The sequence below is a fragment of the Shewanella spartinae genome (assembly GCF_019457555.1).
Lineage (GTDB): Bacteria > Pseudomonadota > Gammaproteobacteria > Enterobacterales > Shewanellaceae > Shewanella > Shewanella loihica.
In genome coordinates this window covers 1,303,558-1,328,321 of record NZ_CP080418.1, presented here as the reverse complement: position 1 = coordinate 1,328,321, position 24,764 = coordinate 1,303,558, and the positions used below count along the sequence as shown (strand labels likewise).

The window sequence follows — 24,764 nt, the reverse complement described above, 5'->3', positions numbered from 1 at the left end:
GCCTAAGCCGCCTTTTTAATGGTATGAGTGCTACACGTCCTGTGTTTTCTCTCCCTTCATGCGCTCACGCAGTTTCTGCATGATGACGTAAAACACAGGCACTAACAGGGTGCCCACCAGAGTCGCCGCCATCATGCCTCCGAAGACGGAATAACCCAGGGCGCGACGACTTCCTGCGCCGGCGCCAGTGGCAATCACCAAGGGTAATACCCCCAGCAGGAAGGAGAAGGCGGTCATGAGTACGGCGCGAAAACGCAACCTAGCAGCGGTTTCTGCCGCGTCCAGAATACTCTTGCCCTCTTCCCTGAGCTGTTTGGCAAACTCGACGATCAGGATGGCGTTCTTACAGGCCAGACCGATCAAGAGCACTAGGCCTATCTGGGCGTAGAGGTTGAGCTCGCTCCCCACCAGCAAGATGTTGAGGAAGGCCCCCAGGATAGCAATAGGCACCGCCAGCATGACCGCGAAGGGAATGCTCCAACTCTCGTACTGGGCCACCAGGAACAGATAGGTAAACACCAACGCCAGGGCGAAGATCAACGGTGCCAGGTTACCCGCCTTGATCTCTTGGTAGGTCTGCCCCGTCCACTCAAACTTGTAGCCCGCAGGCAGCGTTTCCTGAGCCGCCCTTTCCATGGCGGCGATGGCATCACCCGAGCTAAAGCCCGGTGCCGGGAAGCCGTTGATGGTGGTCGAGCTGAACATGTTGTAGGCGTTCATCACGTCCGGTCCCAGGATGGGCGTCACCTTCACCAGTGTGCTCAGGGGTACCATCTCGCCACTTGCCGAGCGCACATAGAAGCTGGCAATATCCTTGTCGGAATTTCTAAACTCGCCTTCGGCCTGGAGTATCACCCGGAACACCTTACCGAAGCGGTTGAAATCGTTGACATACATAGAGCCGAGCATGGTCTGCATGGTAGAGAAGATCTCATTTAACGAGATCCCCAACGCCTTGGCCTTGTCTCTATCCACATCCACATACATCTGCGGCACATCGGCGCGGAAGTTACTAAAGGCCATGGCGATCTCAGGCTGACCGTTGGCCTTCATGATAAGCGCCCGCATCACAGAGGCCAGCTCCTGGGGCGAACGCCCTTGGGTGTCCTGCAGCACAAACTCGAAACCGCCGACGCTCCCAACTCCCGGGATAGGTGGCAGCGAGAAGGCCATCGCCTTCACCGACGGATTGGCGGCATACTTGGCCTGCAACTTGGCGACAATCGCCGCCTCCACCATGTCGGGCGAATCACGCTCCTCCCAGGTCGACAGGGTCACGATCATCAGGCCGCCGTTAGAGGAGACAGAACCGGTCAGGATACTGAAGCCACTGGCATGGATCACATTCTCCACCCCAGGCTCTTCCAGCGTCAGCTTGACCAGATTACGCATCACCTCTTCGGTGCGGTTGAGCGAGGCACCATCTGGCAGCTGAATATCCACCATGAAGGCCTTCTTATCCTCCATGGGCACGAAACCCGATGGCAGCACTTTGGCGATGCCGCCGGTGACGCCGATCAAGCAAGCATAGGCCACGCCAACCAGCACCAGCTTACGTACCAGAGAGGAGACCAGCTTCATATAGCCGCCGGTGAAGCGCTCGAAGTAGGTGTTAAACAGGTAGTGGAAGCCGTGGGTATGTTTCTTGGGTGGCTTTAACAGGGAGGCGCACAGGGCCGGACTCAGGGTCAGGGCGTTGACCGAGGAGATAAGCACTGAGATACAGATAGTCACAGAGAATTGGGCATACATCTGCCCCGTGATCCCAGGCATCACCGCCGTGGGGGCAAACACCGCCAGCAGCACCAGGGTGGTGGCGATAACGGGGCCCGTCACCTCCTTCATCGCCTTGGAGGTCGCCTCTGTGGGCGACAGCCCCTCATCTTCCATCAGGCGGGTAACGTTCTCCACCACCACAATGGCATCATCCACCACGATACCGATCGCCAAGATAAGCGCGAACAGAGAGACTGTGTTGATGCTCATGCCGAAGGCCAACAGGAAGGCGAAGGTACCTACCAAGGAGACGGGAATGGCGATCCCCGGCACTAGGGTCGAACGCGCATCCTGCAGGAAGATGTAGACCACAAACACCACCAGGGCGACCGAGATAAACAGGGTCTGCACCACCTCGGTGATCGAGGTCTCGACAAATTCTGTGGTGTCATAGAGTACCTTGTACTCGAGGTCGTCCGGGAAGCGGCTGGCGAGGGTATCCATCTCGGCCTTGATCGCCTTGGCGACCTCCAGGGCGTTGGCGTCCGGTGCCTGATAGATGGCAATGATGGCTGAGGGTTTGTTGTTCAGCTTACCCTGGGCGTCATAGGTCTGAGAGCCCAGCTCGACCCGGGCGACATCTGAGACGATCACCTTAGAGCCATCGGGATTGGCGCGGATCATCACCCGGCCAAACTCCTCGGGGTCTTTCAGACGGCCCTTGGTCTGCAGGGTATATTGAAACTGCTGCTGGGGATCCACCGGCGCGGCGCCGATACGACCGGCGGCCACCTGAATATTTTGCTCTCTCAGGGCAGCGATCACATCGCTGGCGGTCACGCCAAAGCTGGCCATCTGATTGGGATCCAGCCAGATACGGATGGCGTAATCCAGGGCGCCGATCACCTGCACCTTAGAGACACCATTCTGTCGCGCCAGGGCGTCTTTGACGTTCAGGCCGGCATAGTTGGTAATAAACAGGGAATCGAAGGTCTCGTTGGGGGAAACTAGGTTCACCACCATGAGGATGTTGGGGCTCTGCTTCTCAACCTTCACCCCCTGGCGTTTCACCTCCTCGGGCAGTCTGGGCATCGCCTGCTGCACCCGGTTTTGTACCTTCACCTGGGCCATGTCGGCGTCAGTGCCCACATCGAAGGTGACGTTGAGGGAGTAGCTGCCGTCGTTGGCGCTCTTGGACTGCATGTAGAGCATCCCCTCGACGCCGTTAACCTCCGCCTCGATGGGCTGGGCTATGGTGTCTTTGACTATGTCGGCACTGGCCCCGGAATAGCTGGTGCTAACGCTCACCTGTGGCGGCGCAATTTCGGGAAACTCGGCCACCGACAAGATGGGGATGGAGATCAATCCCACCAGGGTCAGCACGGTTGAGATCACGAAGGCAAATTTCGGCCTATGAATAAAAAACTCACTGATCATAATGACCCCCGATTAGGCATCGTTAGCTTCTTGGAAAGGCACCGCTTGCTGCTCGACAGCCTTCACCTCGATACCCGGACGGATCTTCTGCAGACCATCCACCACGATACGTTCACCCTCGTTGAGGCCACTGAGCACGCGCCAGTCGACGCCGAATCTATCACCCAGTTCGACCACCCGCTTCTGCACCTTGTTGTCACCATCCAGCACCATGACGAAACGTCCCTGCTGATCTTCCTGCACCGCCGCCTGTGGAATTAAAATGGCCTGCTCACTAATGGGGGACTCGATAACCAGAGTCACAAACAGCCCAGGCAGCATCAGCTTACTCTCATTATTGAAGGTGGCCCTGAGCTCCAGGGTGCCGGTGGCGGCATCGACCCTATTGCTGATAAAGTCGATATACCCAGTCTCGTCGAACATGGTGCCGTTGGGCAGACGCAGGCGGATCACGATATCCGAGATCTTCACCTCATGTTTGGCGGCCTTGGAAAAATTCTGTTTGGCGGAGATGATGGTCTTCTCGGCAACCTGGAAGTTGACCCACATGGGCTGCAACTGCACCAGGCTGGCCAGCTCAGACTGAGGCGTGATGATATCCCCCTGACTCACCTTGGCGCCGCTGATGCGGCCCGAGATGGGGGCGTAAACCTTGGTATAGCTGAGCTGCAACTCGGCGGCCTTCACCGCCGCTTCGGCCTGCACCACACCCGCTGCCGTGGTCAGCTTACGACTGGTAAGCTCGTCCATATCCTGGGCGCTGATCATGCCATCGGGCAGCAGGCGACGGCCACGCTCCCAGTTCATCACAGCAACATCGCGAGAGGCGATGGCCTGCTTGAGCACCGCCTGTTGCTGCGCCAGCTCGGCCTCGAAGGTGGAGGGGTCTATCTCAAACAGCAGCTCGCCGGCATCTATGTCTTCCCCCTCGACAAAGGTACGCTTCAGCAGCTGCCCCTGGATCTGCGACTTGATCACCACATCTTCCGATGCCCGGGTGCGACCGACGATCTCCGTCTTGGCGCGGATCTCCTTAACCTGGGCGGTGTTGACTATCACGCTGGGCATAACGGCGGGCCCGGGGGCCGGCGCCTTGCCGCAAGCCGAGAGCAGCAGCGCCGTGCTAAACAGGGTGAGTCGAGCGAGAGGTGAAGCGTTTCTACCAAGCATTAGGGCCTCCAGAGCGCCAAGCGACAATTCATGGATAACTTTCATCAGACGGCAGACAGATGTGAATGACGGGCAGCGTCATTTACAACTGCTTATCATATTAGTAACAAGCTAATACTTTCACCAGGAATAGCAAGGGCAATTAACTGACTCATTTGGCATTTTTTAAATTTTTCATCTTGGGCTAGCGGCGTGGGTCAGTGGATTTTTCTGAGCGCAAGTTTTCACAAAATAGGCCGATTCGGGAAAAAAACGTCTATTAGCTGATGCTTTATTAAGCAGATGGCAAAATGGGCTTAAAAATGAGACACAGCACAAGGTTATGGCCAATCCTATCGTGCTACAACAGGTTAAGGGTCTTCTCCCATGGCCGGGTAAATCGGCAAATACTGGACGAATAGTTGTTGACCCTAAAGAAATGCAGTGCCTATGATGGCCCTTGTATCCATAATCAGGAAGGTAATTTATGACAGCCATTTCTCATGTCTATAACTATACAGTCAGATGCCCGCATATTAAGGATCCCGCTCACCCAACCACCTGGCAAAACCATATCGAATTCAATCAGTCATGCGAAATCGGCCTGAGTCGCATCACCAAGTGGCACGACAGATCCGGTCACCGCATCTTCGAACATGACGGCTTTACCATCAGGGAAGCCGATGGCGAGAGCGCCTACTTCTCGATGCAAAGCGACCGCCTGAAAAATGATGGCCATGTATTAGTGACCTTTAAGATCTTCATGGACGATGCCACCAAAGACAGCTCGGTGCAGGAGATCATGGCGCATCTGATCAAAGATTATCACCAGAGATTATCTAAGCTCGACTCTGCCGCGTAGCCATCCCCCGGAGCCAGATCACACACAAGATCTGGCTCACATTTTTCCGCTCACAAAACAATCTAGATCACATTTACGCCGCACCAAAATGTGACAAACACAGAATAAAACCGCAGAAACCACAAACGACACTACATACAAAACAATTAGTTATATATAAAACCGCTATTTTTACCCACTTAATCACGCCAACTTAGGCTAATTGCCAAAATATCACCTCAAGCTTACACTTTTCTCGATTCAAGACAGTTTTACTGGCAGAACAATGCCGGCCAATCATCAAGTTAAGCTGAATATAGGAGCAATAGCCTCATGGGTGCAGTGGCCAATATCGTCATCGTTGGCGGTGGTGCGGGTGGAATGGAGATAGCGACCAAGTTAGGTCGTAAACTGGGACGTAAGGGCAAGGCCAAGATCACCCTTATCGACTGCGCCGACAGCCATATCTGGAAACCCCTGCTGCACGAGGTCGCCACCGGGGCGCTGGATATCGGCATAGATGCCATCAGCTACCGAGGTCATGCCGCCGCCCACGGCTACCATTTTCAGCAGGGGGCGATGACAGATATCGACCGCGAGCACAAGCAAGTGATCCTGGCCCCCATCTTAGACGAAAAGGGCAATGAACTCCTGCCTGCCAGACGCATAGATTACGACTATCTGGTGCTGGCCATCGGCAGTATCGCCAACGATTTTAAGATCCCTGGGGTCAGGGAACACTGCGTCTTCCTCGACAACACCCAACAGGCGATGCAGATCCGCACCATGCTGCTCAATAAATTTATGCGTTATGCCAGCCACCACCAGCTGGACGACAAGATCAAAATCGCCGTGGTCGGCGCCGGGGCGACCGGCGTCGAGATGTCCGCCGAGATGCACCATGCGGTCGAGCAGCTCAGCGGCTTCGGCTATAAGATAGACACCAGCCTGTTAGAGGTCACGCTGATCGAGGCCGACTCACGCATCCTGCCCAAGGTGGAGAAGCAGGAGATCTCCCAGGCGGTAACGAACCAGCTTAATCAGATTGGCGTTCGGGTCATGACCAATACTCGTATCGACCGGGTGGATGTAAATGCGCTGCATACCTGCGACGGCCAGACCATCGCCAGCGACATGACCATCTGGTCCACCGGGGTGAAGGCGCCCGACTTTATGCGTGAGATTGGCGGCCTGGAAAGCAATCAGATCAATCAGGTGATGGTTAAACCCAACATGCAGACTACCCGGGATCCCCACATCTTCGCCATCGGCGACTGCGCCGCCTGCCCGCAGCCAGACGGCTCCTGGGTGCCGCCGAGAGGCCAGTCGGCACGGCAGATGGCGCTGATGACGGCGGACAACATCAGCCTGATGCTAGCCGGGCAGCCCCCCAGCAAGGAGTACCTCTATAAAGATCTCGGCTCGCTGGTAAACCTATCCAAGTTCCATACCGTGGGCAACCTGATGTCCTTCATCGGCGGTGGCGTATTGGTGGAAGGCAAAATAGCCAGGTTCGTCTATACCTCGCTCTATCGTCGCCATCTAATTGAACTACATGGGATATTTAAAGGCACCCTGTTGATGTTCGCCAAAGGGATCAGCCGCATCATCCACCCTCACCTCAAGCTGCACTAAGACGTTCACCAAGTAACAGTCGAGGCGCTAATCGAGTGCACAGCCCTAGCCATTATGAGCCTCCCTTTTGGGGAGGCTTTCGCTCGATGGGCTAACGGGTTAAAATGTGACAACTTTTGTCAACAAGAGATCATTATGAAAAAAATTATTAGCGCGGTTATGATCCTTGGCGCCCTTAGCGCCTGCGCCGACCTTAAGCATGCAGGTCGCTCAATAGGTAACACCACCAAAGAGGTGACCACAGATATCGGCCACGCCACCCGCGACACTACCAAGGCGATTGGTCATGCGTCCCGCGATGCGGTCAAATCGGTCAAAGAAGACCTGAGCAAAGAAAATTAAATCGGACCGGCCTAGTGGCCTTGTTCTGAAGATAAAGATAAAGAGGGCAAATAGGCCCTCTTTTTTATTGGCTATCTCTGGCGCAGCTTTAGACTCTATGTAGCAGCTCTTAAGCAGCGACTAAGCAGCTATTAGGCAGCATTAGCCCGCATACCATGGGGCTTGGGCAGGCCGTTCTCATCCACGTTAACGAAGATCATCTTATCTATGGTCACCACAGGCAACCGAGTCGCCTTGTTACGCACCTCGCAGCAGACGGTAATGGAACTGACCCCGGCGCTGATGAGTGCTAAGCCGAACTCAATCACATCCCCCTGGCGCGCTGGCGTCATGAAGTTGATCTCTGAGATGATCTTGGTGACTATGCTCTGGCTATTCATCTGACAGGCCGCGAAGATGGCCGCCTCCTCATCTATCCAGCTTAATAACTGTCCGCCGAACAATGCATTAGCCGGATTTAAATGTTCGGGTTTAATAAAGCGTCGACTGTAATATTTCATTTGGGCTCTCCCTGATAGACTCAGACGAAAGCGTTACAAGAAACAGACCAACAAATTAATTAAACATAAAAACAATAACTTAAAATTTCACCATATACACTTATCTCACCGTTTTAGTGCCCTTTGCACCAAGTTAACTCAGGCATAAAAAGGGTTTCGACATCTTAGCTTCACATAACTGCAATCTTAATTCATCAATTCTGTCATCTGGATACCTGACAATCAGGCCGCTTTATCTCAAATAGCGAACAATTTACTTCAACCCAATACGGATGATGAAAGTGATGATGATAAAAAGATTAGCTGCGTTGATCTCTTGCAGCCTAGTAACCATGGCCGCCAACAGCGCCGTGTTACCCAGTGTTCAGACAGACAGCCATTGGTATAAGGAAAGTGCCCAACGGGTGTCAGACAAGGCCACACTAGAAACCAAAGCAAAGGCCAAAAACGTCATTCTATTTGTGGGCGATGGTATGGGGATCTCTACCCTGACCGCCGCGCGTATCTACCAAGGCCAGCAGATGGCCGGTAACCAAGGTGGTGAAGAGAACTTCCTAAGCTTCGAGAAGTTCGACCATACCGCCCTGATCAAGACCTACAACACTAACCAACAGACTCCTGACAGCGCCGGCACCATGACAGCCATCGCCACGGGCGTTAAGTCTAAGGCGGGTGTTATCTCCGTATCTGACCAGTCACTGCGTGGTAACTGTTTGTCATCTAAAGGCAACGAGCTGGTCACCCTGGTTGATCTGGCCAACGCTAAGGGCCTGTCTACCGGCGTAGTTTCTACTGCCCGTATCACCCACGCCACGCCAGCGGCTACCTATGCCAACAGCCCTGAGCGCGACTGGGAATCAGACGCCAATCTGCCTGCCGAGGCAGTGGCTAACGAGTGTAAGGATATCGCCTACCAGATGGTCATGCGCGATAAAGACAATGCCCTGACAGTCGCCCTGGGTGGCGGTCGCCGCGCCTTCATCCCTAACACAGTTACCGACGGTGAAAATAAGAAGGGTCAGCGTAAGGATGGCATGGATCTGACCAAGGCTTGGGTTGAAAACTTCGACAACGCCGCCTATGTGTGGAACAGCGAAGAGTTCAACGCCATCGATGTTGCCACCACAGACCACCTGCTGGGTCTGTTCAACTCATCTCACATGGAATATGAAGCCGATCGCGCCGACGATGTAGGTGGCGAGCCTTCACTGACCGAGATGACTGAAAAGTCTATCGAGATGCTGAAGAAGAACGACAACGGCTACCTGCTGATCGTCGAGTCGGGCCGTATCGACCACGGTCACCACGCGGGCAACGCCAAGCGCGCCCTGGCTGACGCCGTCGAACTCTCTAACGCCGTTAAGGCCGCGGTAGAAAACACCAACCCAGATGAGACACTGATCCTGGTTACCGCCGACCACAGCCACGTGTTCACCATCGCAGGCTATCCAAAACGTGGTAACCCTATCCTTGGTCTGGTACATGGCGTAGACGGCACTGTTTCAACCGCCCTAGATGGCAAGCCATACACCACCCTAGGTTACACCAATGGTCCTGGCGCCGTTGTGGGTAATCGTGACGACCTATCTTCTGTCGATACGCAAGACAAAGACTTTATGCAGCAGTCACTTATCCCTATGGGTAGCGAGACACACGCCGGTGAAGATATCAGCCTGCACGCCACAGGCCCAGGCTCAAACCTGGTACAGGGCGTGATGGAACAGAACGTCATTTTCCACATCATCAACCAAGCCCAAGCGCTTGGCGGTACTAAGTATTAATTGGGAGCAACAAAATGAATAAGAAACTACTAGTACTGTCTCTAGCAGCCATTCTCGGCCTAGCGGCTTGTGGTAGCGACGGTGATAACGGTAAAGATGGCACCGCAGGTACGCCAGGTACCGACGGTAGCAACGGCACTAACGGCAAAGACTGGACCGGCGTTAACCAATGGTATATCGATGGCCAAAACCGCGTCACTAAGGCGTCGGGCATGACCAACAACAATGAGGCAGGCGCCGCCAAGAACATCATTCTGTTTGTGGGCGACGGCATGGGCGTGTCAACCGTGACCGCGGCGCGCATCCTCGACGGTCAGCTAAAAGGTCAGACAGGTGAAGAGAACTCACTCTCTTTCGAGACCCTGCCTCACCTAGGTCTGGCAAAGACCTATAACGTCGATGGCCAAACGCCTGACTCTGCCGGCACCATGACCGCCATGGTCACCGGTGTGAAGACAGACGTAGGCGTGATCTCTCAGGGTGAAGGCGTCGAGCGCGGTGTCTGTTCATCAACTACAGGCCAAGATCTGGTCACCTCGCTGGAACTGGCCGCAATGGCGGGCATGTCTACCGGTGTGGTCTCTACCGCCCGTATCACTCACGCTACCCCTGCGGCGACCTATGCCCATGTGCCAGAGCGTGATTGGGAAGCAGACAGCAACCTGCCGGCCGAAGCCGTTACCAATGGCTGTAAAGACATTGCCGCCCAGATGCTGGACTTCAACGACGGCAAGGGGATCAACGTGGTCATGGGTGGCGGTCGTCGCGCCTTCATCCCTAACACCACTATCGATCCAGAAGGCAAGGCGGGTAAGCGTAAAGATGGTCGTGACCTGACCGCCGAGTGGATGGCGCAGTACCCTAACGCCGCCTATGTGACCGACCGTGACAGCTTCCTGGCCATGGACACAAGCACCACAGAGCACGCTCTGGGTCTGTTCAACTCGTCTCACATGGAATATGACTATGACAGAGTCGAAGATGGCGTAAACGGCGAGCCTTCACTAGCCGAGATGACGGCTAAGAGTATCGACATTCTGAGCAAGAACGACAAAGGCTTCGTGCTGATCGTCGAAGCCGGTCGTATCGACCACGCTCACCATGCCGGTAACGCTGCCCGTGCCCTGCACGACACTATCGCCCTGTCTGAGGCAGTACGTGTTGCCATGGAGAAGACCTCGGCTAACGACACCCTGTTGATGGTCACCGCCGACCACAGCCATGTGTTCACCATCGCAGGTTATCCAACCCGTGGTAACCCAATCCTAGGTCTGGTTAAGAGCAACGATGCAAACGGTCAGCCGTCTGTGACTAACTCTACCGATGCCAACGGCATGCCATACACCACTGTCGGCTATGCCAACGGTCTGGGCTTTGGCTCGCTGGAAACCGGTGGCGACGAGCGTTACAACTACGCCGCCGAGCCTGGTCGTGTGGATCTGAACTACATCGACACCCAGAGTGCCGGTTTCCACCAGGAAGCCCTAGTACCGCTGGAAAGCGAAACCCATGCCGGTGAAGATGTGGCCATCTTCGCCCGTGGTCCAGGTGCAAGCCTGGTTGAGGGTACCGTAGAGCAGAATCACATCTTCCATGTGATGAACTATGCCGGTGACCTGGTCAAGAAGGCAGAAGCCGCCGCAGCGCAATAAGGCGCAGCGACCCGCAGCCTGACACCTATTAAACTAGGCTGTCAGGCTGCTTATTTGGTTAAAGAGAAATATCAGTAGGTCTATTATGTCTCGCTCAACATTCAAGTCAGTCTCACTCTTCTTAGGCGTCACCGGCAGCCTGCTAATGGGCAACCTGCTCCTTGGAAAACTAGCCATGGCTCACGCTCAGTCAGACAGCCAAGGACATCAGCATGCCGCCAGCACTCTGGTCTGCGACAGCGCCGCTCAGCCGACACGCTTTCAAGCCAGCTATCAGATAACCGCTGGAAACGATGATAAGGCGCAGGCCCACCAGCTGATCCTGACCCGCTTCGACGACACCATCATCTATCAGCGCGGCCCGGTAAGCTATGAGGCCTGGCAGAAGAATGGCGAGTATGTACGCTACTTCCCCGAGCAGAAACGCTCTATCAGCTATCGCCGTAGCGATCTGCTGGCCCTTAATATTCATACGGATATCGACAAGCAGTTTCATCTGATCGCCCCCGCCGCCTTGAACCAATTCGATAAGGGCGAGCAGCATCAGGATGCCTGCTTTACCCAGCAAAGCTACACTCACAACAGCGGCTCCCATAAGGGCAAAGCACACGCCCAAGGCAAGCAGCAGTCTCTGGAACTTGACTGGATAAACGAACTCCAGCTACCCGCCAGCCTGACCATTACCCAGGGCGAGCAGCAGCTTCACTATCAACTCACCAAGCTGACCCCTATCAACCAGCAAGGTTTCGACCTGCTGACTTCGGGTTACCAAGACCTCGACTTTGCCGATGTGGGCGACAGCGAGTCTGACCCTTTCATCGCCAAGATGATCACCCAGGGCTTCATTCAGCACGGCAGCTCAGGCTTCTACTCGGCCGATGGCAAGCTACTTGAAGGCGGCCACGACCATCATCACTAGGCCGTTTACCTGATAACAAAAAAGCCATCCTGAGGATGGCTTTTTGCTTTCACTATGGCTGTCTCGTTAGACTAATCGCTCAGAGCAGCGCCTTGAGCTTATCGATAAAGAGGTCGATATCTTCGCGGCGGATATCGGCGTGGGTGACCAGCCGCAGCGTCTTGCCCGGGCTGATGAGGATACCAGATGCCTTCAGTGACGCGGTCAGCTTGTCGATGGCGACACCTTCTGCCACCCGGGCAAACAACATGTTGGTCTGCACCTCGGCGAGATCCACCTCAAACTCATCGAGGCTGCTTAACTGCTCGGCCAGATAGCGGGCGTTTTCATGATCTACGGCCAGGCGGGAGACCTGCTCGTTCAGGGCGATTTCACCAGCCACCGCCAAAATCCCCGCCTGACGCATGCCGCCGCCGAGCATCTTACGCCAGCGACGGGCCTTGTTGATCAGCCGCTCATCGCCGAGTAGCAGCGAGCCCACGGGGGCGCACAGTCCCTTAGAGAGACAGATAGAGACAGAGTCGAAATACTGGGTAATATCGGCGATATCCAGATTCTGGGCCACCGCCGCATTGGCGATGCGGGCGCCATCTAAGTGGATCTTGAGCCGTTTGTTGAAGGCCAGCGCCTGGGCCTCGGCCAGATAGGACTGTGGCAACACCTTGCCGCCTATGGTGTTTTCCAGACTCAGGAGACGAGTGCGGGCAAAATGGAAATCGTCCGGTTTGATGGCCGCCTCGATATCCGACAGCAAGATGCTGCCATCAGGCTGGTTGGTGAGCGGCTGAGGTTGAATGCTGCCCAGCACAGCCGCTCCGCCCCCTTCGAACTTATAGTTATGGGCCTGCTGACCACAGAGATACTCGTCGCCACGATCACAATGGGACATCAGCGCCAGCAGGTTGGCCTGGGTGCCAGAGGAGGTAAACAGGGCACTATCGAATCCAAAACGCTCTGCCGCCATCGCCTCCAGTCGGTTAACACTGGGATCGTCTCCATACACATCGTCGCCAACCTGGGCATCTGCCATGGCGCGGCGCATCGCCGCCGTGGGCTGAGTTACTGTGTCACTGCGAAAATCAATCATCTTCCCCATCCTACTCATCTTAAAAATGATACACCGAGCGCAAATAGTACTCCTCGTCGCCCGCCCTCGCTAGAGCCTGCCCTATCGCCAGCCGAGAAAATTATCATTAGGCGTCACTCACCCTTAGCTTTAACCTGAATAAACTAATAGTATGAAAACCACAACAAGCCATATTTAAGGAAACAAACTGCTAACAAGCCAAAGTTCACCAACATATAGAATTAAAAAATCTAATCCGAATTTTTCAAATAATCTCGCTGTCATTTCCCGTGAGAGACTGGCAATATGCGCTCTCTTTTTTCCCGACTGAATCGACAATGCAAGAAGCTGAATTTATCACCCTACTCTGGCTCATCGGCATACTGGCCGAGGCCATGACAGGTGCGCTGTGCGCCGGCAGAAAACAGATGGATCTGTTTGGCGTGGTCATCATAGGCTGTGCCACCGCCATCGGCGGCGGTACCCTACGCGACATCCTCCTGGGCAACTACCCCCTCATCTGGGTAGAGAATATCCATTACCTGCTGGCCATCGCCTTCGCCTCGCTGCTGACGGTCATCATCTCGCCCGTGATGCGCTATCTCTCCAAACTGTTTCTGGCCATAGACGCTTTGGGCCTGGCAGTATTTTCCATTGTGGGCGCCCAGAAGACCCTGCTGCTGGGCTTTAGCCCGACACTTGCCATCGTCATGGGAGTGGTCACCGGCGTCTTCGGCGGGGTGATCCGCGACATCCTCTGTAATCAGGTGCCGCTGATCTTCAAGAAGGAGCTCTACGCCCTGGTCTCGCTGACCACCGCTAGCCTCTACATGCTGCTGCGCAGCTTTGAGGTGACCGAGTGGGTCAACCTGGCCATCAGCCTGAGTGTCGGTTTTAGCTTCCGCATGCTGGCCATTCGCTATCACTGGGGCATGCCCAAGTTCGACTATCAGCATGGCGATCACGGCAACCAGGACAGTCAGGCCCACTAAGAAAGTTGGCGCTCAGCCCTGAATTCAAGGTGACCGACTGGGTCAACCTGGCCATCAGCCTGAGTGTTGGCTTTAGCTTCCGCATGCTGGCCATTCGCTATCACTGGGGCATGCCCAAGTTCGACTATCAACGGCAACCAGGACAGTCAGTCCCAATAAGAAAGTTGGCGCTCAGCCCTGAATTCAGGCACAAAAAAAGGTCGGCAAATGCCGACCTTTTTACTGTCAATCGAGCCAAGGCTTAAGCCGCTGGCGTCTCTTTGACATAGATATCCATCTGTGGATATGGAATACCGATATTGTTCTCGTCCAGCGCCAGCTTGATCTGCTCTAGGATCTCGAAACGGGCCGGCCAGTAGTCGCTACCCTTAACCCAAGGACGTACCACGAAGTTAACTGAAGAATCCGCCAGCTCGGTCAGTGCCACTGTGTAGGCAGGATCTTTCAGAATGTAGGCGTTGTTGTCCAATACCTGCTTAAGCACGGCCTTGGTCTGCTTTAGGTCGGCATCGTAAGACACACCGATAACCAAGTCGATACGACGGGTTTCCATGGCCGAATAGTTAGTGATGGTGCCATTCATGATTGATGAGTTAGGCGCCACGATCACCTTGTTATCTGGGGTGCGTAGCTTAGTGGAGAAGATGGTGATCTCATCGACCGTACCCGCGATACCTGCCGCCTCTATGTAGTCACCTACGCGGCAAGGACGGAAGAGCACCATAAGCACGCCAGAGGCGAAATTAGACAGCGAGCCTTGCAGCGCCAGACCAACCGCCAAACCGGCGGCACCGATAACGGCAACCAGAGAAGCCGTCTGAACACCGATCTGCCCAAGCGTGGCGATCACAGTGAAGACAAACACCAAAGCCCAGGCCATGTTAGCCACGAAAGAGACCACAGTCTTGTCGATCTTACGCTTATTCATCAACTTAGTGGTAAGCTTCTTAGCCACATTGGCCAGGTACTTACCAATAATAAAGATGATAATGGCGAAGACCACCTGCAGACCATAGGTCAGGATCAGCTCAGGCGCTTGCTCGATATATTTATCCAAATTTTCCATGTAACGCTCCCTAATAAAATGGACCAGTATTACCTGGCCTCAACTATAAACTCGACTCTGCGGTTCAAGGCCCGCTCGCCAGGACCAAGGTTATCGGTCACGGGCTGACTGGCACCTTTGGCGACTATCGACAGTCGCTCCGCCTTCACACCATAATCTTGAACAAAAATCTGTTTTACCCGCTCGGCGCGCTGGCGTGACAAACTAAGATTCACCGCCTCGCTGCCTATATTATCCGTGTGCCCGACCAGGGTGAGCCTTGCATTTGCATCACTCGTGCTAAGAAAGTCGCGCACCTTGGCCAGCTGCTGCCACTGGTCGATACTCACCTCGGCACTGGCGAAGGCAAAGTAGACGCGCACGACATTGGACTCGCCTATCGACCTCTTAACCTGCTCGTCTTGCTTATTCTGTCTGGCTTGCCCATTTTTGGCTGTCTGAGCGGCCGGTTCACAAAAGGTCAGCAGCTCTCCCTCGGGCGCGATGCAAGCTATTTCACCTCGCCTTATCTCGCAGCCCTTAGCATCGACCACGGCATTGGGGCGAGAGTGCGGGCAGGCATCTTTACTGTCTGGCACGCCATCTAAATCGCTATCGACCCAGCCAAGAGCCAGCACGGCGCCACTAATGCAGAGGCCGCAGACAACACAGATTAAGCCTAGGCTCAGCTTAGCGGCAAACGAACTGCTTCTAATCGGCATTTTGCGGGCATAGGCCCTTGGATCACTCATATCTGTCATATAAAGCACTCATGGCACTCTCTCAAACAACTCACTCAAACAACTAACTCAAGCAGAGCTATCTCAAACAGAGCTATCTCAAAACGCATGAAAAACAATCAAATATAAAGATGCAGACAGGGATACATTTTATATCCTTCTGCCTGCATCTCCAATATAAGAATATCTATCTAGTGAAATTAATTCTCATTTTGGCTATCACCTAGCTGCCGCGTGCACTCACCTCGTTAAGCCTTCGCACGCTGCCCATAAAACTTAGATCTTGCCCAGTCAAAAAGCCAGTTAAAGATAATGGCATAGAAGAAAAACACCACTAAGAAAACCGCCTCCAGCATCAAAGATTGCCATATGGTGATCCCCAAGAACCAGGCCACCACAGGCACGGTCACAAAGACTAATCCACCTTCGAAGCCCAGCGCATGCACCACCCGCAGTTTAAGCGATCGCTTGGTGCGATCTTCACCGAAATAGTTGTCGAACCCCAGGTTGTAGAAGTAGTTCCAGGTGACAGTATAGAGGCTAAGACCAATACCGACGGCGGCCATCTCACCCACACCGTGGCCGGTGAACCAGATGGCGATGGGCACTACTAAGGCCAGGGCAAAGATCTCAAAAAGCACCGAATGTAGGATTCTCTCTAAAGTAGACATGGTCGTCGCTCCGCAAAATTAACTTGCGACCATTTTCATCCATATTTATGATACATAAAAGTTAGATACCATCTCATTTTACGATATGCCGACACTCGAGCAGCTACAACTCTTTCTGGCCACGGTGGAAACCGGTTCCTTCTCGGCGGCCGCCCGGCGCCTCAACAAGGTACAATCTGCGGTGAGCCAGCAGATCATCAACATGGAGATAGACTGCGACAAGCAGCTGTTCGACCGCAGTGGCCGCTATCCTGTGCTCACCCCGGCCGGTCAGACCCTGCTGCCCCAGGCCAAGGCGGTGATCGCTCAGCACCTAAGGCTGCAATCCCTCATAAGCTCGCTGGACGCCGGTCTGCCGCAACAATTTCGTCTGGCGATCGATGAAGGGGTGCCCTTCTCAGAGCTCAGTCAGCATCTAAATCTGTTTGCCGACAAATACCCCCTGATGCAGCTCGAGCTGCGCATGCTCCCCAGCAAGGAGATCATCGAACAGGTGAGGCGGCAAAACGTCGACATGGGGGTGATCTTCAGCGAGGAGATTTATCCCCAGCAGATAGACTTCGAATCTTTGGGGTCGGTGAAGTTTGAGCCTGTGGTCAGCCCTAATCACCCACTGGCCAAGGCAGAGACCAACAACCTCGACCAATTGAAGCTTCATCGTCAGCTCACCATAGGCAGCAAGCAGACGCAGCAATCGAGCTTTCAGGCGGAGCACTCGCCCCAGCTCTGGCTGGCCGACAGCTACTATGCCCTGCTGGATCTGGCCAAGTCAGGCTTCGGCTGGACGCTACTGCCGGAGCACCTGGTGCAGGACGCCCTGGCCCAGGGGCAGCTGTGCCCGATTCCGCTGAATATGGAGCAGATGGGCTGGATTGCCAACGTGGATCTGATCCAGCACAGCAGCGTCAACCTGGAGGTGAGTCAGGTATTCCGGCGAATCTTAAGCGCCGCCATCGCCTAGTCGGACTATGGCGACCTATTCCCGATGCTGCTGAGGTAGGAGAGCGAGATTGAAGAGAGTAGATAGGAGATCTGAGATAAGAGAGCCGAGTTAAAAGATAGTCGTGGCGAGCCGGATGACTCGCCAGCGATGGACTAGCTATTTGCAGCTGCGCTTGAGTAGCAATCTAATTAGCGAGTGAGGCCTGCTGATACCAGTGGCTCCAGGCTGGCCTAGCGGTGGTTGCCATGTGGGATTGCATCCCTTCAAGCAAGCGAACCAGCAATGCCCTGTCTTCACTCTTGCTGGAATAGAACAGAGGATCGTAGAAGCAGCGACGCTGCAGAGGCTCGAGCTGGGTATCGAAGCCGCGGTCCACGCCGGAGACACAGAGATCCCGCGCCTTGAGTTGCAGCGCTAGCGCCGCCTCGTCTTCCAGCAGATGCGCCACCGGCCCCATGAGAAGAATAAGTGCCAGACGCCCCGGCGGATTCTTCTGCCAGTGCTCCAGGTCACCTGATTTGGCGCCGCCCAGCAGCTGCTGCCAATGACTCAAGGTCTCCTGGCTAAGCTCCTTAGCCTCGACGCCTTCGCCTTTCTCATAGTGGTGAAACCACTGCTGTAAAAACTGTTCCACGCTGCCCCCTAGATACGATTAAATCATGAGTTTAAAAAATCCTGGTCGAGGCAGCATAACACCAGGCCAGCGGTGGAATAACTAGGACTTTGGTCGAAGGAAGGTGCAAATGCGCCCCTGGCCGCGCCACCCGGTTCACACTTCTTAGTGATGGGACAGATGACAGGCTCGAAACATTAGCCTCGAAATGCCGGCAAGAAACTACAGAGACTGACTGTAGAGAGAAATGATAGAAAGTAGGGGATTAAAAAAGCGGCCTGTTGGCCGCTTTCATCTTAACTCTTAGCTCATAGAGAGGCTATTTCGCCTCTTTCTGTGGTGGGTAGTTAAGCATCATGGCCGCTACCGCCTTGTTGACCACCTCGACGCGCTCCTCTGGGGTGCTCTTGTCACGAATGGTATCGGCCACAGAGCCGCGCCAGATAAGCTTACCCGTCTCTTTGTTGATCATGTCCAGCACCAGGGTGCCCACCTCATACTCACGTACCGTGGTCTGGGTGTGAACGCTACCGCCCCAGCCCCAACCCGGGCCATAGTAGTAAGGATCATAACCGAAGTTTGTATTAAAGGTATCGACATTGATCTTCTTGTCGACCTTAGTGAAGTAGTTCACCAGCACGTCGGCGTTGTCCGCCTCGACCTTGCTAATCCCCTTCATCTGCAGCTCACGGTCTACCGCCTCGCGAACGCGCTGATCCATCAAGCCATCTAAGTTGTAGGTGGTATCGTCAGTCTTCTTCACCACCCATGCATAGCTCTTCACATCATCGAAGTTGACCTTGGGATCATAATCAGAGCTGGTTTTCAGTGTGCTACAGGCCGACAGGGCAAGTGCAGCGGCTAAGATAATCACCTTTTTCATAGACTCTCCAGCATGTTTCAGGCATGACTTAAACAGGAATTTATCCTAAAGCTTACATAGCAAACCTCTGTTCTACAACTCTTCTTTATTGTAAATAGCGTTTCGTTCAGCTTGACTTCAGTAAAAGCCTAAATGATAATGATTATCAATTGGTGTTATATGAGATCTGTCCCATGACTTGGTTTATCACAGCATTTGTTATCGCCAGCGCCATCTTCATGTTTGCCCCTAAATCTTTGGCCACGCCCATGGCGGAGAGCCCCAAGGTAAAGACCTCCCAGTGGGTACTCTTTACCCTGCCCCTACTGGCCTTGGTCATCATGATGATCGCCATGGCGAAGGGCTATAGCTCGAGTCATGCCAGCATCGCCATCGGCTTCGCCCTCACCGCCTGTAGCGTGGCCATCAGCCGTTTTCACCGATTCATCCTCCCCTGCGCCGCCTACACAGGCCTGTCGCTGCTGATGTTGGCAATGCAGTACCTCTAGTCTCTAGGTTTCGCTAAAAGGGTTTTCGCTTAAAGAGTTTTGCTCACTGATTGCGCCAGCTCGCCCGGCGCCTTGGGATATTAAAACATCGATACCTCCCTGCATTTGGTATCTATGCTTATCCATGACCACCCTAGGGTGGTCTTTTTTTCGTATCTAAGAATTACTCCTCCCACAAGGGAGTTTCAATTTGATAGACTCAGGGTATCTTAGTTAAGCATGTGACAGATGATGAGAATCGATCCCAATATTGCCCTGGTGTACAGCACTGATGGCGGCAAAATCGACCAGCCCAAGGAAACCAAGGCCATCCCTGAAGGCGACGGCATAGTGCGCATTCATAAAGACAGCAAGGGCCGCAAAGGTAAAGGCGTCTCAGTGATCAAGGGCCTTGGCCTGGACGAGAAAGAGCTCAAGGCACTGGCGCAGAAGCTGAAAAAACAGTGCGGCTGCGGCGGCACGGTAAAAGAGTTCAACATAGAGATCCAAACAGACAACAGAGAGCAGCTGAAGACACTGCTGGAAAAACTGAATTATCAGGTGAAACTGGCGGGTGGTTAACCCATTGGAGCGCTAGATGGATAGTTTGCAAAATCATTTACTCATTGCCATGCCCTCGCTTAAGGACACCTTCTTCGAGCGCAGCGTGATCTACCTGTGTGAGCACAACGAACAAGGCGCCATGGGGCTGATGATAAACCGCCCCATAGGGGTCGATGTCAATGAGCTGCTCAGGCAGATGGAGCTGGATGATTTTCACACCATAGAGAGCATCAACAGCAAAGTCTTGGTGGGCGGGCCCGTGGGGCAGGAGAAGGGCTTCGTGCTGCATACGCCGCAGCCACAGTGGAGCAACAGCCAGCAGATCAGTGAAGATCTCATGCTTACCACCTCAAGAGACGTGCTCACCTCCTTGGGCAGCAAAGAGGCCCCCGAGCAGTTTATCGTCGCCCTCGGCTACGCCGGCTGGGGGCGTCATCAGCTGGAACAGGAACTAGCCGACAACACCTGGCTCTCCATCCCGGCCAATATCGACCTCATGTTCAACACAGACCATGAGAGCCGCTGGCAGAAGGCCACTGAATCACTGGGCTTCGACATCTGGCAGCTCTCCTCCCAGGCCGGTCACGCCTAACAGTAAAGGATAAAATTCACTATGAGTTCAGCAAGCGTCTTGGGCTTCGACTTCGGCACCAAGAGCATAGGCGTCGCCATCGGACAGCAGATCACCGGCAGCGCCACTCCCCTCGCCTCCCTCAAGGCTAACGACGGCATCCCCAGGTGGGAAGAGATAGAGGCGCTTATCAAGGAGTGGAAACCCGACCTTATCGTCGTCGGCCTGCCCCTCAACATGGATGGCACAGAGCAGGAGATGACCCAGAGAGCCCGCAAGTTCGCCAACCGCATCAGCGGCCGCTTCGGCGTCAAGACCGCCACCCAGGATGAACGCCTCACCACGGCAGATGCCAAGGCCAGGCTGTTCGAGATGGGCGGCTACAAGGCCCTATCCAAGGGCCAGGTAGACTCCATGTCGGCAGTACTCATCATCGAGAGTTATTTCGAGAATCTCTATTAAAATTTGAACGTTCGAAGGCGGCCAAACAAGGCCGCTTTTTATTGCCTAGGGTTATGCTTACCCTTCTTTAAACTATTTCCATAGGGTAGTTAGCATTTACCCAGCTAGCACTATTCGCAGTTGTTCTTGAATTACTTACAGTAAGTGGAATAGTGGTGGCGGAGATTTCTAAACCTAGCATCTAGCTTGGTTTGTCCTGTAGTAAAGCTAACTCTAGCGTTGACCGTCACTGTTTTGAATTGCTTGCAGCAGGTGCAGTGTATGGACGCACCAATGTCGCGAACACAGGGATGTGTAAGAGCGACCTTGTCGTGCAGATACGCCTGTGAGACACCGACTCTTTGTTTATGGAGAATAGTCCCTTTAGGCTCTGTCTAAACATCTGATGTGAATGGACTCACGAATGCCGCAATGACATGGATGTCAAAGAGCGCCCCTGTTTCAAAAGCTCACCGGCGTATCTACACCCAGCTATCCATCTCTTCGATTAGACGATGTGGAAAGGTGGAGCCAAAACAAGTTTGAGTTAGGTTCTTGGCTCTGCCCCATCATCAAATTGATACTAATCACTGTATAAATAACGCCTCAGTCACTTATTAGTTTCCATTCTCAATAAAGTTTATTAGCTTGTTTTTATCTGTAATTCCAATTTCACCACGATAAGCGTTGTAAGGAATAAAGCCAAAAATATACTTGGTGATTCTAAATTTGTACAAGCTATTTACGATTTTAATAAACTTCAACTCAAAAGAAAAAATGCCTTCCACCCAAGTAAACCCGCTTTCAGTTCGTTGAAGCTCTTCAAGATTAAGTATATAGAACCAACCAGAATCAGTACTAGTCTCAAATTGAATAGCCTCATATTTGAAACGAGGTTCTCCATCATTAGGTTCTAATATTAAATATGCTCCACCCAATTCAATATATTCGATAATTTCCTCCATGGGAAACTAACACCCCACTATGGAGCGAGTAATAGTTGGCTAAAATGTGTAGCGAAGCGGAACCGAGCCAACTGTTACGAGTCCCGCTTCAGTGGTTTGTTAAGTAGCCGACTTCCATTTAACTACAATGCTTTCGTATTTTTCGTCGACCAGTTCGTCATCGTCTGGGCAAGAAAATAAAACAACTTGAAGAGCATTATAGGATTTTGGAAATTCAGAAAGCTTATCCATTATTTCCAGTGCTTCAGAGTCGGTTAGCTTGTTTTTATTAATGTACGAAAGTGAAGCTGGTTCAACGATTTCCTGCACAGGGCTGGAAAATGATTGCTTCCAATAATTATACATTTCCATGTGCTTTTCTTGCTTCAACTTCTCTGATGCTGGCAAACGACATATTTCATGAAGCACTAGAAAGGGAGCATCTTCACCTAAGTCAATTGATTGCTCTATGATTCGTTTCCATTCACTTTCATCATGGTAAGGAAACTTGCAATCGATACTGTAATAGAATTCTTCGTAGGTCATTTTATCGCCGATGTGTCCTTGGCTATTTAACGCCCCTCTAATAAGTGAACCATGCGCTGGCGGGCGATTTTCTCAGCAAATGGCATGACAGCCTTGGTAAATCTTAATTCAGAGGCTTGTTAAGTTTCTTTACACGAACTTACAGCTTTACGTATTTTTCCTGTTTTTTCTTTAAACTCAAATACAGATTCTTCATGATCAAAAATAAAATTCTCGCCCATAAGATACGGGAAACCTTCGGATTTTTTGACCAGTAACTCATAGCGACTTATTGCATGTTCAACATAAGGCGAAAAATTACTATGTTTTGACTTGGCACAAATTTCACCATATTCTTCCAACAACCTAGAAGCAATTAGTATTTCTCTTTGGTAATCATTGAGTTCCTCCTTAAGTTCAGCCCGAGCAGACTGATAACTAGCTACGCCATAACCCAAGAGAAAAGTAATAAATATTGCTAACAATTTAGATGACAACTGATTCATATCCTTTGAAATTTAACGCCCAATTAAGGGGTGAACAACGCCTCCACCCAAACCTAACGCATTGTGCCATAAACACTAAATTCGAAGTAGAAGCAAAAATGCCAAGCGTTGTGAATCCCTCTTAAATTGCTTGTTAGCAAACTTGTAGCTCATCAATGGGTATTAGGATTAATTTAATATATTATTAATCCTAGTACCAAAAATATTTACCAACCGCATTCTTTGTATCGGCTCTATACTGATTTCAATTAGTGCTTGCTTGAGATTTTCACCTTTACCTTCTTCAATAAACTGAAAGATCCCATCTTGAATTTTACGGAATAAATTAACTGGATCATGACTTGAAATATAATTCATCCAGTCATCTTTACTGTATACACTAAGATCATCTTCAAAATATTTTAGGTTAGAATTATTAGATTGAATTAAATAAGCTGCGATAAAGCTACTAGTTTCATCAGACGACACATCTGTATTATCATCTTCACTAGTCGTATCTTCTTGTTCTTGGTATTGAAGAATTTCTTCATAAGTATCACCAGACTCAAATACACTTAATAAATCACGAATAAACCACTGACTTTTACTTTCCACATTAAACCAATATTCTATAGTTTCGCTACTTACTAAACCACCAAGTTTGTGAATAACGTTTACTATAAAGATTAACTGACTTTCATTTAATGACGGTCTTTTGACAAACTCACCAGATAACCTTAGCAACTCTTGAGAGTTATAACAAAATGTATTCTCAAACATTTCTATTATCGTCTTAAAAGCTTCATCATTGTCATTTTCTATTTGTCTATTTACAATAAATCTATTCTTATTATTGAACAGTTCATCCGTAATTACCTGAGAATCTAAATATGAATTAATAAGAGAGTTGAATGAAAAGTAACGATCATACTGACTAACGTTTTCAAACCGACTCTCATCAAAGTCTTCACTCGCATAATACTTTGCTGACAAACATAGACAACTTACCTTTAACCTAGTTAGATTTTCGTTATCCAATCCCTCTGATTTATTTACAAACAAATCCATTACAACACTAGATTTTATAATAACCCTTAAGTTAACCACCTTTAATTGCCTGAAGATATATAACGCCAGTTCAGAGTCTTGAGAAAATATATTGCCTATAACATGTTCCAAAGTGTCTTTTAGTCGCAACTCTCTATCTGTTACTTTTTCTTTTAGTTTCCATATTTCTTGGTCCTTTAGTTGCTTGTCATTCAAAGCAATTACTATTTTAAAGGGGGAAGAGTTTTTCAAACGATCAACATATCCAAAAAACTCTTGTAAGCTTAATGTCATTCGCTCTATATCATCGAAGAATATTACAAATCTAGTAATTGAACTGTCTATTGTAACATCGTCAAAAGATGGTAGTTCTTTCGGAATGAACTTTGTTATAAAAGGAACCGAAGCGACTGCCTTACCTAGTTTACTTACTGCAGGCGAAATGAAATTATTAATCAAGCTTTCAGATACAGCCCTACTGAGTTCGTCTATATTGTCAAGCCCAAAAAGAGATACTTTTACATACTTATAATGCTCTTTATTTTCCTCTAATGAGCTATCAATATAATGTGTTTTACCAATGCCCCACTGACCTTTAACTAATAAGACATTTTCATTTTCATCTAAAAGGTAGTTACGAAATGATGCACTAAATTCTTCTATATTCAATTAATAATCCTCACTATAGACTACCGAAGTCCTAGTTTGCTAACAGCTTATTAGTGCGCATGCGTGTTTATCATGTTAGACCAGTAAAAACGCGCATTGTTAACTGGTTGTATTTCAACGAAGTTA

At 51.5% G+C, this 24,764-nt stretch carries 25 protein-coding genes; 12 read left to right on the top strand and 13 right to left on the bottom strand.

Going from position 1 to position 24,764, the window contains the following annotated elements:
• Positions 1–30 precede the first annotated feature (30 nt).
• The gene (locus K0I31_RS05885) at positions 31–3,153 is read right to left on the bottom strand and encodes an efflux RND transporter permease subunit (protein WP_220080214.1); all 3,123 of its coding nucleotides are present in this window, start codon (positions 3,151–3,153) and stop codon (positions 31–33) included.
• 12 nt (positions 3,154–3,165) lie between these two features.
• A complete protein-coding gene (locus K0I31_RS05880) occupies positions 3,166–4,323 on the bottom strand; it encodes an efflux RND transporter periplasmic adaptor subunit (protein WP_220080213.1) in 1,158 nt (385 codons plus the stop codon).
• Positions 4,324–4,789: 466 nt separating this feature from the next.
• Between K0I31_RS05880 and K0I31_RS05875 the strand changes: the two genes are divergently transcribed.
• The 3 genes from K0I31_RS05875 to K0I31_RS05865 all read left to right on the top strand — a co-directional run bounded on the left by K0I31_RS05875 (position 4,790) and on the right by K0I31_RS05865 (position 7,120).
• Complete coding sequence (locus tag K0I31_RS05875; protein ID WP_011864964.1) at positions 4,790–5,164, top strand: hypothetical protein; 375 nt, start codon at positions 4,790–4,792, stop codon at positions 5,162–5,164.
• 312 nt (positions 5,165–5,476) lie between these two features.
• The gene (locus K0I31_RS05870; RefSeq protein ID WP_220080212.1) at positions 5,477–6,778 is read left to right on the top strand and encodes an NAD(P)/FAD-dependent oxidoreductase; all 1,302 of its coding nucleotides are present in this window, start codon (positions 5,477–5,479) and stop codon (positions 6,776–6,778) included.
• A 135-nt stretch (positions 6,779–6,913) separates the two neighbouring features.
• The gene (locus tag K0I31_RS05865; RefSeq protein WP_011864962.1) at positions 6,914–7,120 is read left to right on the top strand and encodes a hypothetical protein; all 207 of its coding nucleotides are present in this window, start codon (positions 6,914–6,916) and stop codon (positions 7,118–7,120) included.
• 131 nt (positions 7,121–7,251) lie between these two features.
• Here the strand turns inward: K0I31_RS05865 and K0I31_RS05860 are convergent, their stop codons facing one another.
• Positions 7,252–7,620, bottom strand: coding sequence for an acyl-CoA thioesterase (locus K0I31_RS05860; RefSeq protein ID WP_011864961.1), 369 nt, complete (start codon positions 7,618–7,620; stop codon positions 7,252–7,254).
• Positions 7,621–7,904: 284 nt separating this feature from the next.
• Between K0I31_RS05860 and K0I31_RS05855 the strand changes: the two genes are divergently transcribed.
• From K0I31_RS05855 to K0I31_RS05845, 3 genes are all read left to right on the top strand, one after another.
• Positions 7,905–9,401 (top strand): alkaline phosphatase family protein, encoded by a 1,497-nt coding sequence (locus K0I31_RS05855; protein ID WP_220080211.1) that lies wholly within the window; start codon positions 7,905–7,907, stop codon positions 9,399–9,401.
• A gap of 14 nt (positions 9,402–9,415) precedes the next feature.
• Positions 9,416–11,053, top strand: coding sequence for an alkaline phosphatase family protein (locus K0I31_RS05850; protein WP_220080210.1), 1,638 nt, complete (start codon positions 9,416–9,418; stop codon positions 11,051–11,053).
• A gap of 85 nt (positions 11,054–11,138) precedes the next feature.
• Positions 11,139–11,972: a hypothetical protein gene (locus K0I31_RS05845; protein WP_220080209.1), complete on the top strand. Its 834-nt coding sequence runs from the start codon at positions 11,139–11,141 to the stop codon at positions 11,970–11,972.
• A 79-nt stretch (positions 11,973–12,051) separates the two neighbouring features.
• Here K0I31_RS05845 and ltaE read toward each other — a convergent pair whose 3' ends face one another.
• Positions 12,052–13,059 carry a low-specificity L-threonine aldolase gene (ltaE, locus tag K0I31_RS05840; protein ID WP_220080208.1) on the bottom strand — a complete coding sequence of 336 codons (1,008 nt, stop codon included), beginning with the start codon at positions 13,057–13,059 and terminating at the stop codon, positions 12,052–12,054.
• Between the two features lie 317 nt (positions 13,060–13,376).
• Between ltaE and K0I31_RS05835 the strand changes: the two genes are divergently transcribed.
• Positions 13,377–14,030, top strand: coding sequence for a trimeric intracellular cation channel family protein (locus K0I31_RS05835; RefSeq protein ID WP_220058758.1), 654 nt, complete (start codon positions 13,377–13,379; stop codon positions 14,028–14,030).
• A 241-nt stretch (positions 14,031–14,271) separates the two neighbouring features.
• On the opposite strand, the gene K0I31_RS05830 is transcribed toward K0I31_RS05835, so the two are convergent.
• The 3 genes from K0I31_RS05830 to K0I31_RS05820 form a co-directional block, all read right to left on the bottom strand.
• Positions 14,272–15,096 (bottom strand): mechanosensitive ion channel family protein, encoded by an 825-nt coding sequence (locus K0I31_RS05830; protein ID WP_220073390.1) that lies wholly within the window; start codon positions 15,094–15,096, stop codon positions 14,272–14,274.
• Between the two features lie 29 nt (positions 15,097–15,125).
• Positions 15,126–15,836 carry an OmpA family protein gene (locus K0I31_RS05825; RefSeq protein ID WP_220080207.1) on the bottom strand — a complete coding sequence of 237 codons (711 nt, stop codon included), beginning with the start codon at positions 15,834–15,836 and terminating at the stop codon, positions 15,126–15,128.
• A gap of 227 nt (positions 15,837–16,063) precedes the next feature.
• Positions 16,064–16,486: a PACE efflux transporter gene (locus tag K0I31_RS05820; protein ID WP_220080206.1), complete on the bottom strand. Its 423-nt coding sequence runs from the start codon at positions 16,484–16,486 to the stop codon at positions 16,064–16,066.
• Positions 16,487–16,571: 85 nt separating this feature from the next.
• Between K0I31_RS05820 and K0I31_RS05815 the strand changes: the two genes are divergently transcribed.
• Complete coding sequence (locus K0I31_RS05815) at positions 16,572–17,447, top strand: LysR family transcriptional regulator (protein WP_220080205.1); 876 nt, start codon at positions 16,572–16,574, stop codon at positions 17,445–17,447.
• Between the two features lie 166 nt (positions 17,448–17,613).
• Here K0I31_RS05815 and K0I31_RS05810 read toward each other — a convergent pair whose 3' ends face one another.
• Positions 17,614–18,063, bottom strand: coding sequence for a DUF924 family protein (locus tag K0I31_RS05810; RefSeq protein WP_220080204.1), 450 nt, complete (start codon positions 18,061–18,063; stop codon positions 17,614–17,616).
• A 298-nt stretch (positions 18,064–18,361) separates the two neighbouring features.
• Positions 18,362–18,925 carry a DUF4136 domain-containing protein gene (locus K0I31_RS05805; RefSeq protein ID WP_144203236.1) on the bottom strand — a complete coding sequence of 188 codons (564 nt, stop codon included), beginning with the start codon at positions 18,923–18,925 and terminating at the stop codon, positions 18,362–18,364.
• A 173-nt stretch (positions 18,926–19,098) separates the two neighbouring features.
• On the opposite strand from K0I31_RS05805, the gene K0I31_RS05800 reads away from it, so the two are divergent.
• The 4 genes from K0I31_RS05800 (at position 19,099) to ruvX (ending at position 20,989) form a co-directional block, all read left to right on the top strand.
• Entirely contained in the window at positions 19,099–19,413 is a 315-nt protein-coding gene (locus tag K0I31_RS05800; protein WP_220073387.1) for a hypothetical protein, read from the top strand.
• 231 nt (positions 19,414–19,644) lie between these two features.
• Positions 19,645–19,974 (top strand): stress response translation initiation inhibitor YciH, encoded by a 330-nt coding sequence (gene yciH, locus K0I31_RS05795; RefSeq protein ID WP_011864948.1) that lies wholly within the window; start codon positions 19,645–19,647, stop codon positions 19,972–19,974.
• A 16-nt stretch (positions 19,975–19,990) separates the two neighbouring features.
• Complete coding sequence (locus tag K0I31_RS05790; protein ID WP_220080203.1) at positions 19,991–20,548, top strand: YqgE/AlgH family protein; 558 nt, start codon at positions 19,991–19,993, stop codon at positions 20,546–20,548.
• A 21-nt stretch (positions 20,549–20,569) separates the two neighbouring features.
• Positions 20,570–20,989, top strand: a complete 420-nt coding sequence (gene ruvX / locus K0I31_RS05785) for a Holliday junction resolvase RuvX (protein ID WP_220058764.1) — start codon at positions 20,570–20,572, stop codon at positions 20,987–20,989.
• Positions 20,990–21,585: 596 nt separating this feature from the next.
• On the opposite strand, the gene K0I31_RS05780 is transcribed toward ruvX, so the two are convergent.
• From K0I31_RS05780 to K0I31_RS05765, 4 genes are all read right to left on the bottom strand, one after another.
• Positions 21,586–21,933 (bottom strand): hypothetical protein, encoded by a 348-nt coding sequence (locus K0I31_RS05780; RefSeq protein ID WP_220080202.1) that lies wholly within the window; start codon positions 21,931–21,933, stop codon positions 21,586–21,588.
• A 99-nt stretch (positions 21,934–22,032) separates the two neighbouring features.
• Positions 22,033–22,458 carry a hypothetical protein gene (locus K0I31_RS05775; RefSeq protein ID WP_220080201.1) on the bottom strand — a complete coding sequence of 142 codons (426 nt, stop codon included), beginning with the start codon at positions 22,456–22,458 and terminating at the stop codon, positions 22,033–22,035.
• Between the two features lie 119 nt (positions 22,459–22,577).
• Positions 22,578–22,934: a hypothetical protein gene (locus K0I31_RS05770; protein ID WP_220080200.1), complete on the bottom strand. Its 357-nt coding sequence runs from the start codon at positions 22,932–22,934 to the stop codon at positions 22,578–22,580.
• 177 nt (positions 22,935–23,111) lie between these two features.
• Positions 23,112–24,638 (bottom strand): P-loop NTPase fold protein, encoded by a 1,527-nt coding sequence (locus K0I31_RS05765; RefSeq protein WP_220080199.1) that lies wholly within the window; start codon positions 24,636–24,638, stop codon positions 23,112–23,114.
• Positions 24,639–24,764 lie beyond the last annotated feature (126 nt).

Bases quoted from the DNA above. Each gene is read 5' to 3' on its own strand.
- K0I31_RS05800 (WP_220073387.1), top strand. From the start codon at position 19,099: ATGACTTGGTTTATCACAGCATTTGTTATCGCCAGCGCCATCTTCATG.
- ruvX (WP_220058764.1), top strand. From the start codon at position 20,570: ATGAGTTCAGCAAGCGTCTTGGGCTTCGACTTCGGCACCAAGAGCATA.
- K0I31_RS05860 (WP_011864961.1), bottom strand. From the start codon at position 7,620: ATGAAATATTACAGTCGACGCTTTATTAAACCCGAACATTTAAATCCG.
- K0I31_RS05845 (WP_220080209.1), top strand. From the start codon at position 11,139: ATGTCTCGCTCAACATTCAAGTCAGTCTCACTCTTCTTAGGCGTCACC.
- K0I31_RS05805 (WP_144203236.1), bottom strand. From the start codon at position 18,925: ATGAAAAAGGTGATTATCTTAGCCGCTGCACTTGCCCTGTCGGCCTGT.
- K0I31_RS05825 (WP_220080207.1), bottom strand. From the start codon at position 15,836: ATGACAGATATGAGTGATCCAAGGGCCTATGCCCGCAAAATGCCGATT.
- K0I31_RS05790 (WP_220080203.1), top strand. From the start codon at position 19,991: ATGGATAGTTTGCAAAATCATTTACTCATTGCCATGCCCTCGCTTAAG.
- K0I31_RS05815 (WP_220080205.1), top strand. From the start codon at position 16,572: ATGCCGACACTCGAGCAGCTACAACTCTTTCTGGCCACGGTGGAAACC.
- K0I31_RS05870 (WP_220080212.1), top strand. From the start codon at position 5,477: ATGGGTGCAGTGGCCAATATCGTCATCGTTGGCGGTGGTGCGGGTGGA.
- K0I31_RS05775 (WP_220080201.1), bottom strand. From the start codon at position 22,458: ATGACCTACGAAGAATTCTATTACAGTATCGATTGCAAGTTTCCTTAC.
- K0I31_RS05835 (WP_220058758.1), top strand. From the start codon at position 13,377: ATGCAAGAAGCTGAATTTATCACCCTACTCTGGCTCATCGGCATACTG.
- K0I31_RS05855 (WP_220080211.1), top strand. From the start codon at position 7,905: ATGATGATAAAAAGATTAGCTGCGTTGATCTCTTGCAGCCTAGTAACC.
- yciH (WP_011864948.1), top strand. From the start codon at position 19,645: ATGAGAATCGATCCCAATATTGCCCTGGTGTACAGCACTGATGGCGGC.
- K0I31_RS05850 (WP_220080210.1), top strand. From the start codon at position 9,416: ATGAATAAGAAACTACTAGTACTGTCTCTAGCAGCCATTCTCGGCCTA.
- K0I31_RS05830 (WP_220073390.1), bottom strand. From the start codon at position 15,096: ATGGAAAATTTGGATAAATATATCGAGCAAGCGCCTGAGCTGATCCTG.
- K0I31_RS05780 (WP_220080202.1), bottom strand. From the start codon at position 21,933: ATGGAGGAAATTATCGAATATATTGAATTGGGTGGAGCATATTTAATA.
- K0I31_RS05880 (WP_220080213.1), bottom strand. From the start codon at position 4,323: ATGCTTGGTAGAAACGCTTCACCTCTCGCTCGACTCACCCTGTTTAGC.
- K0I31_RS05875 (WP_011864964.1), top strand. From the start codon at position 4,790: ATGACAGCCATTTCTCATGTCTATAACTATACAGTCAGATGCCCGCAT.
- K0I31_RS05865 (WP_011864962.1), top strand. From the start codon at position 6,914: ATGAAAAAAATTATTAGCGCGGTTATGATCCTTGGCGCCCTTAGCGCC.
- K0I31_RS05820 (WP_220080206.1), bottom strand. From the start codon at position 16,486: ATGTCTACTTTAGAGAGAATCCTACATTCGGTGCTTTTTGAGATCTTT.
- ltaE (WP_220080208.1), bottom strand. From the start codon at position 13,059: ATGATTGATTTTCGCAGTGACACAGTAACTCAGCCCACGGCGGCGATG.
- K0I31_RS05885 (WP_220080214.1), bottom strand. From the start codon at position 3,153: ATGATCAGTGAGTTTTTTATTCATAGGCCGAAATTTGCCTTCGTGATC.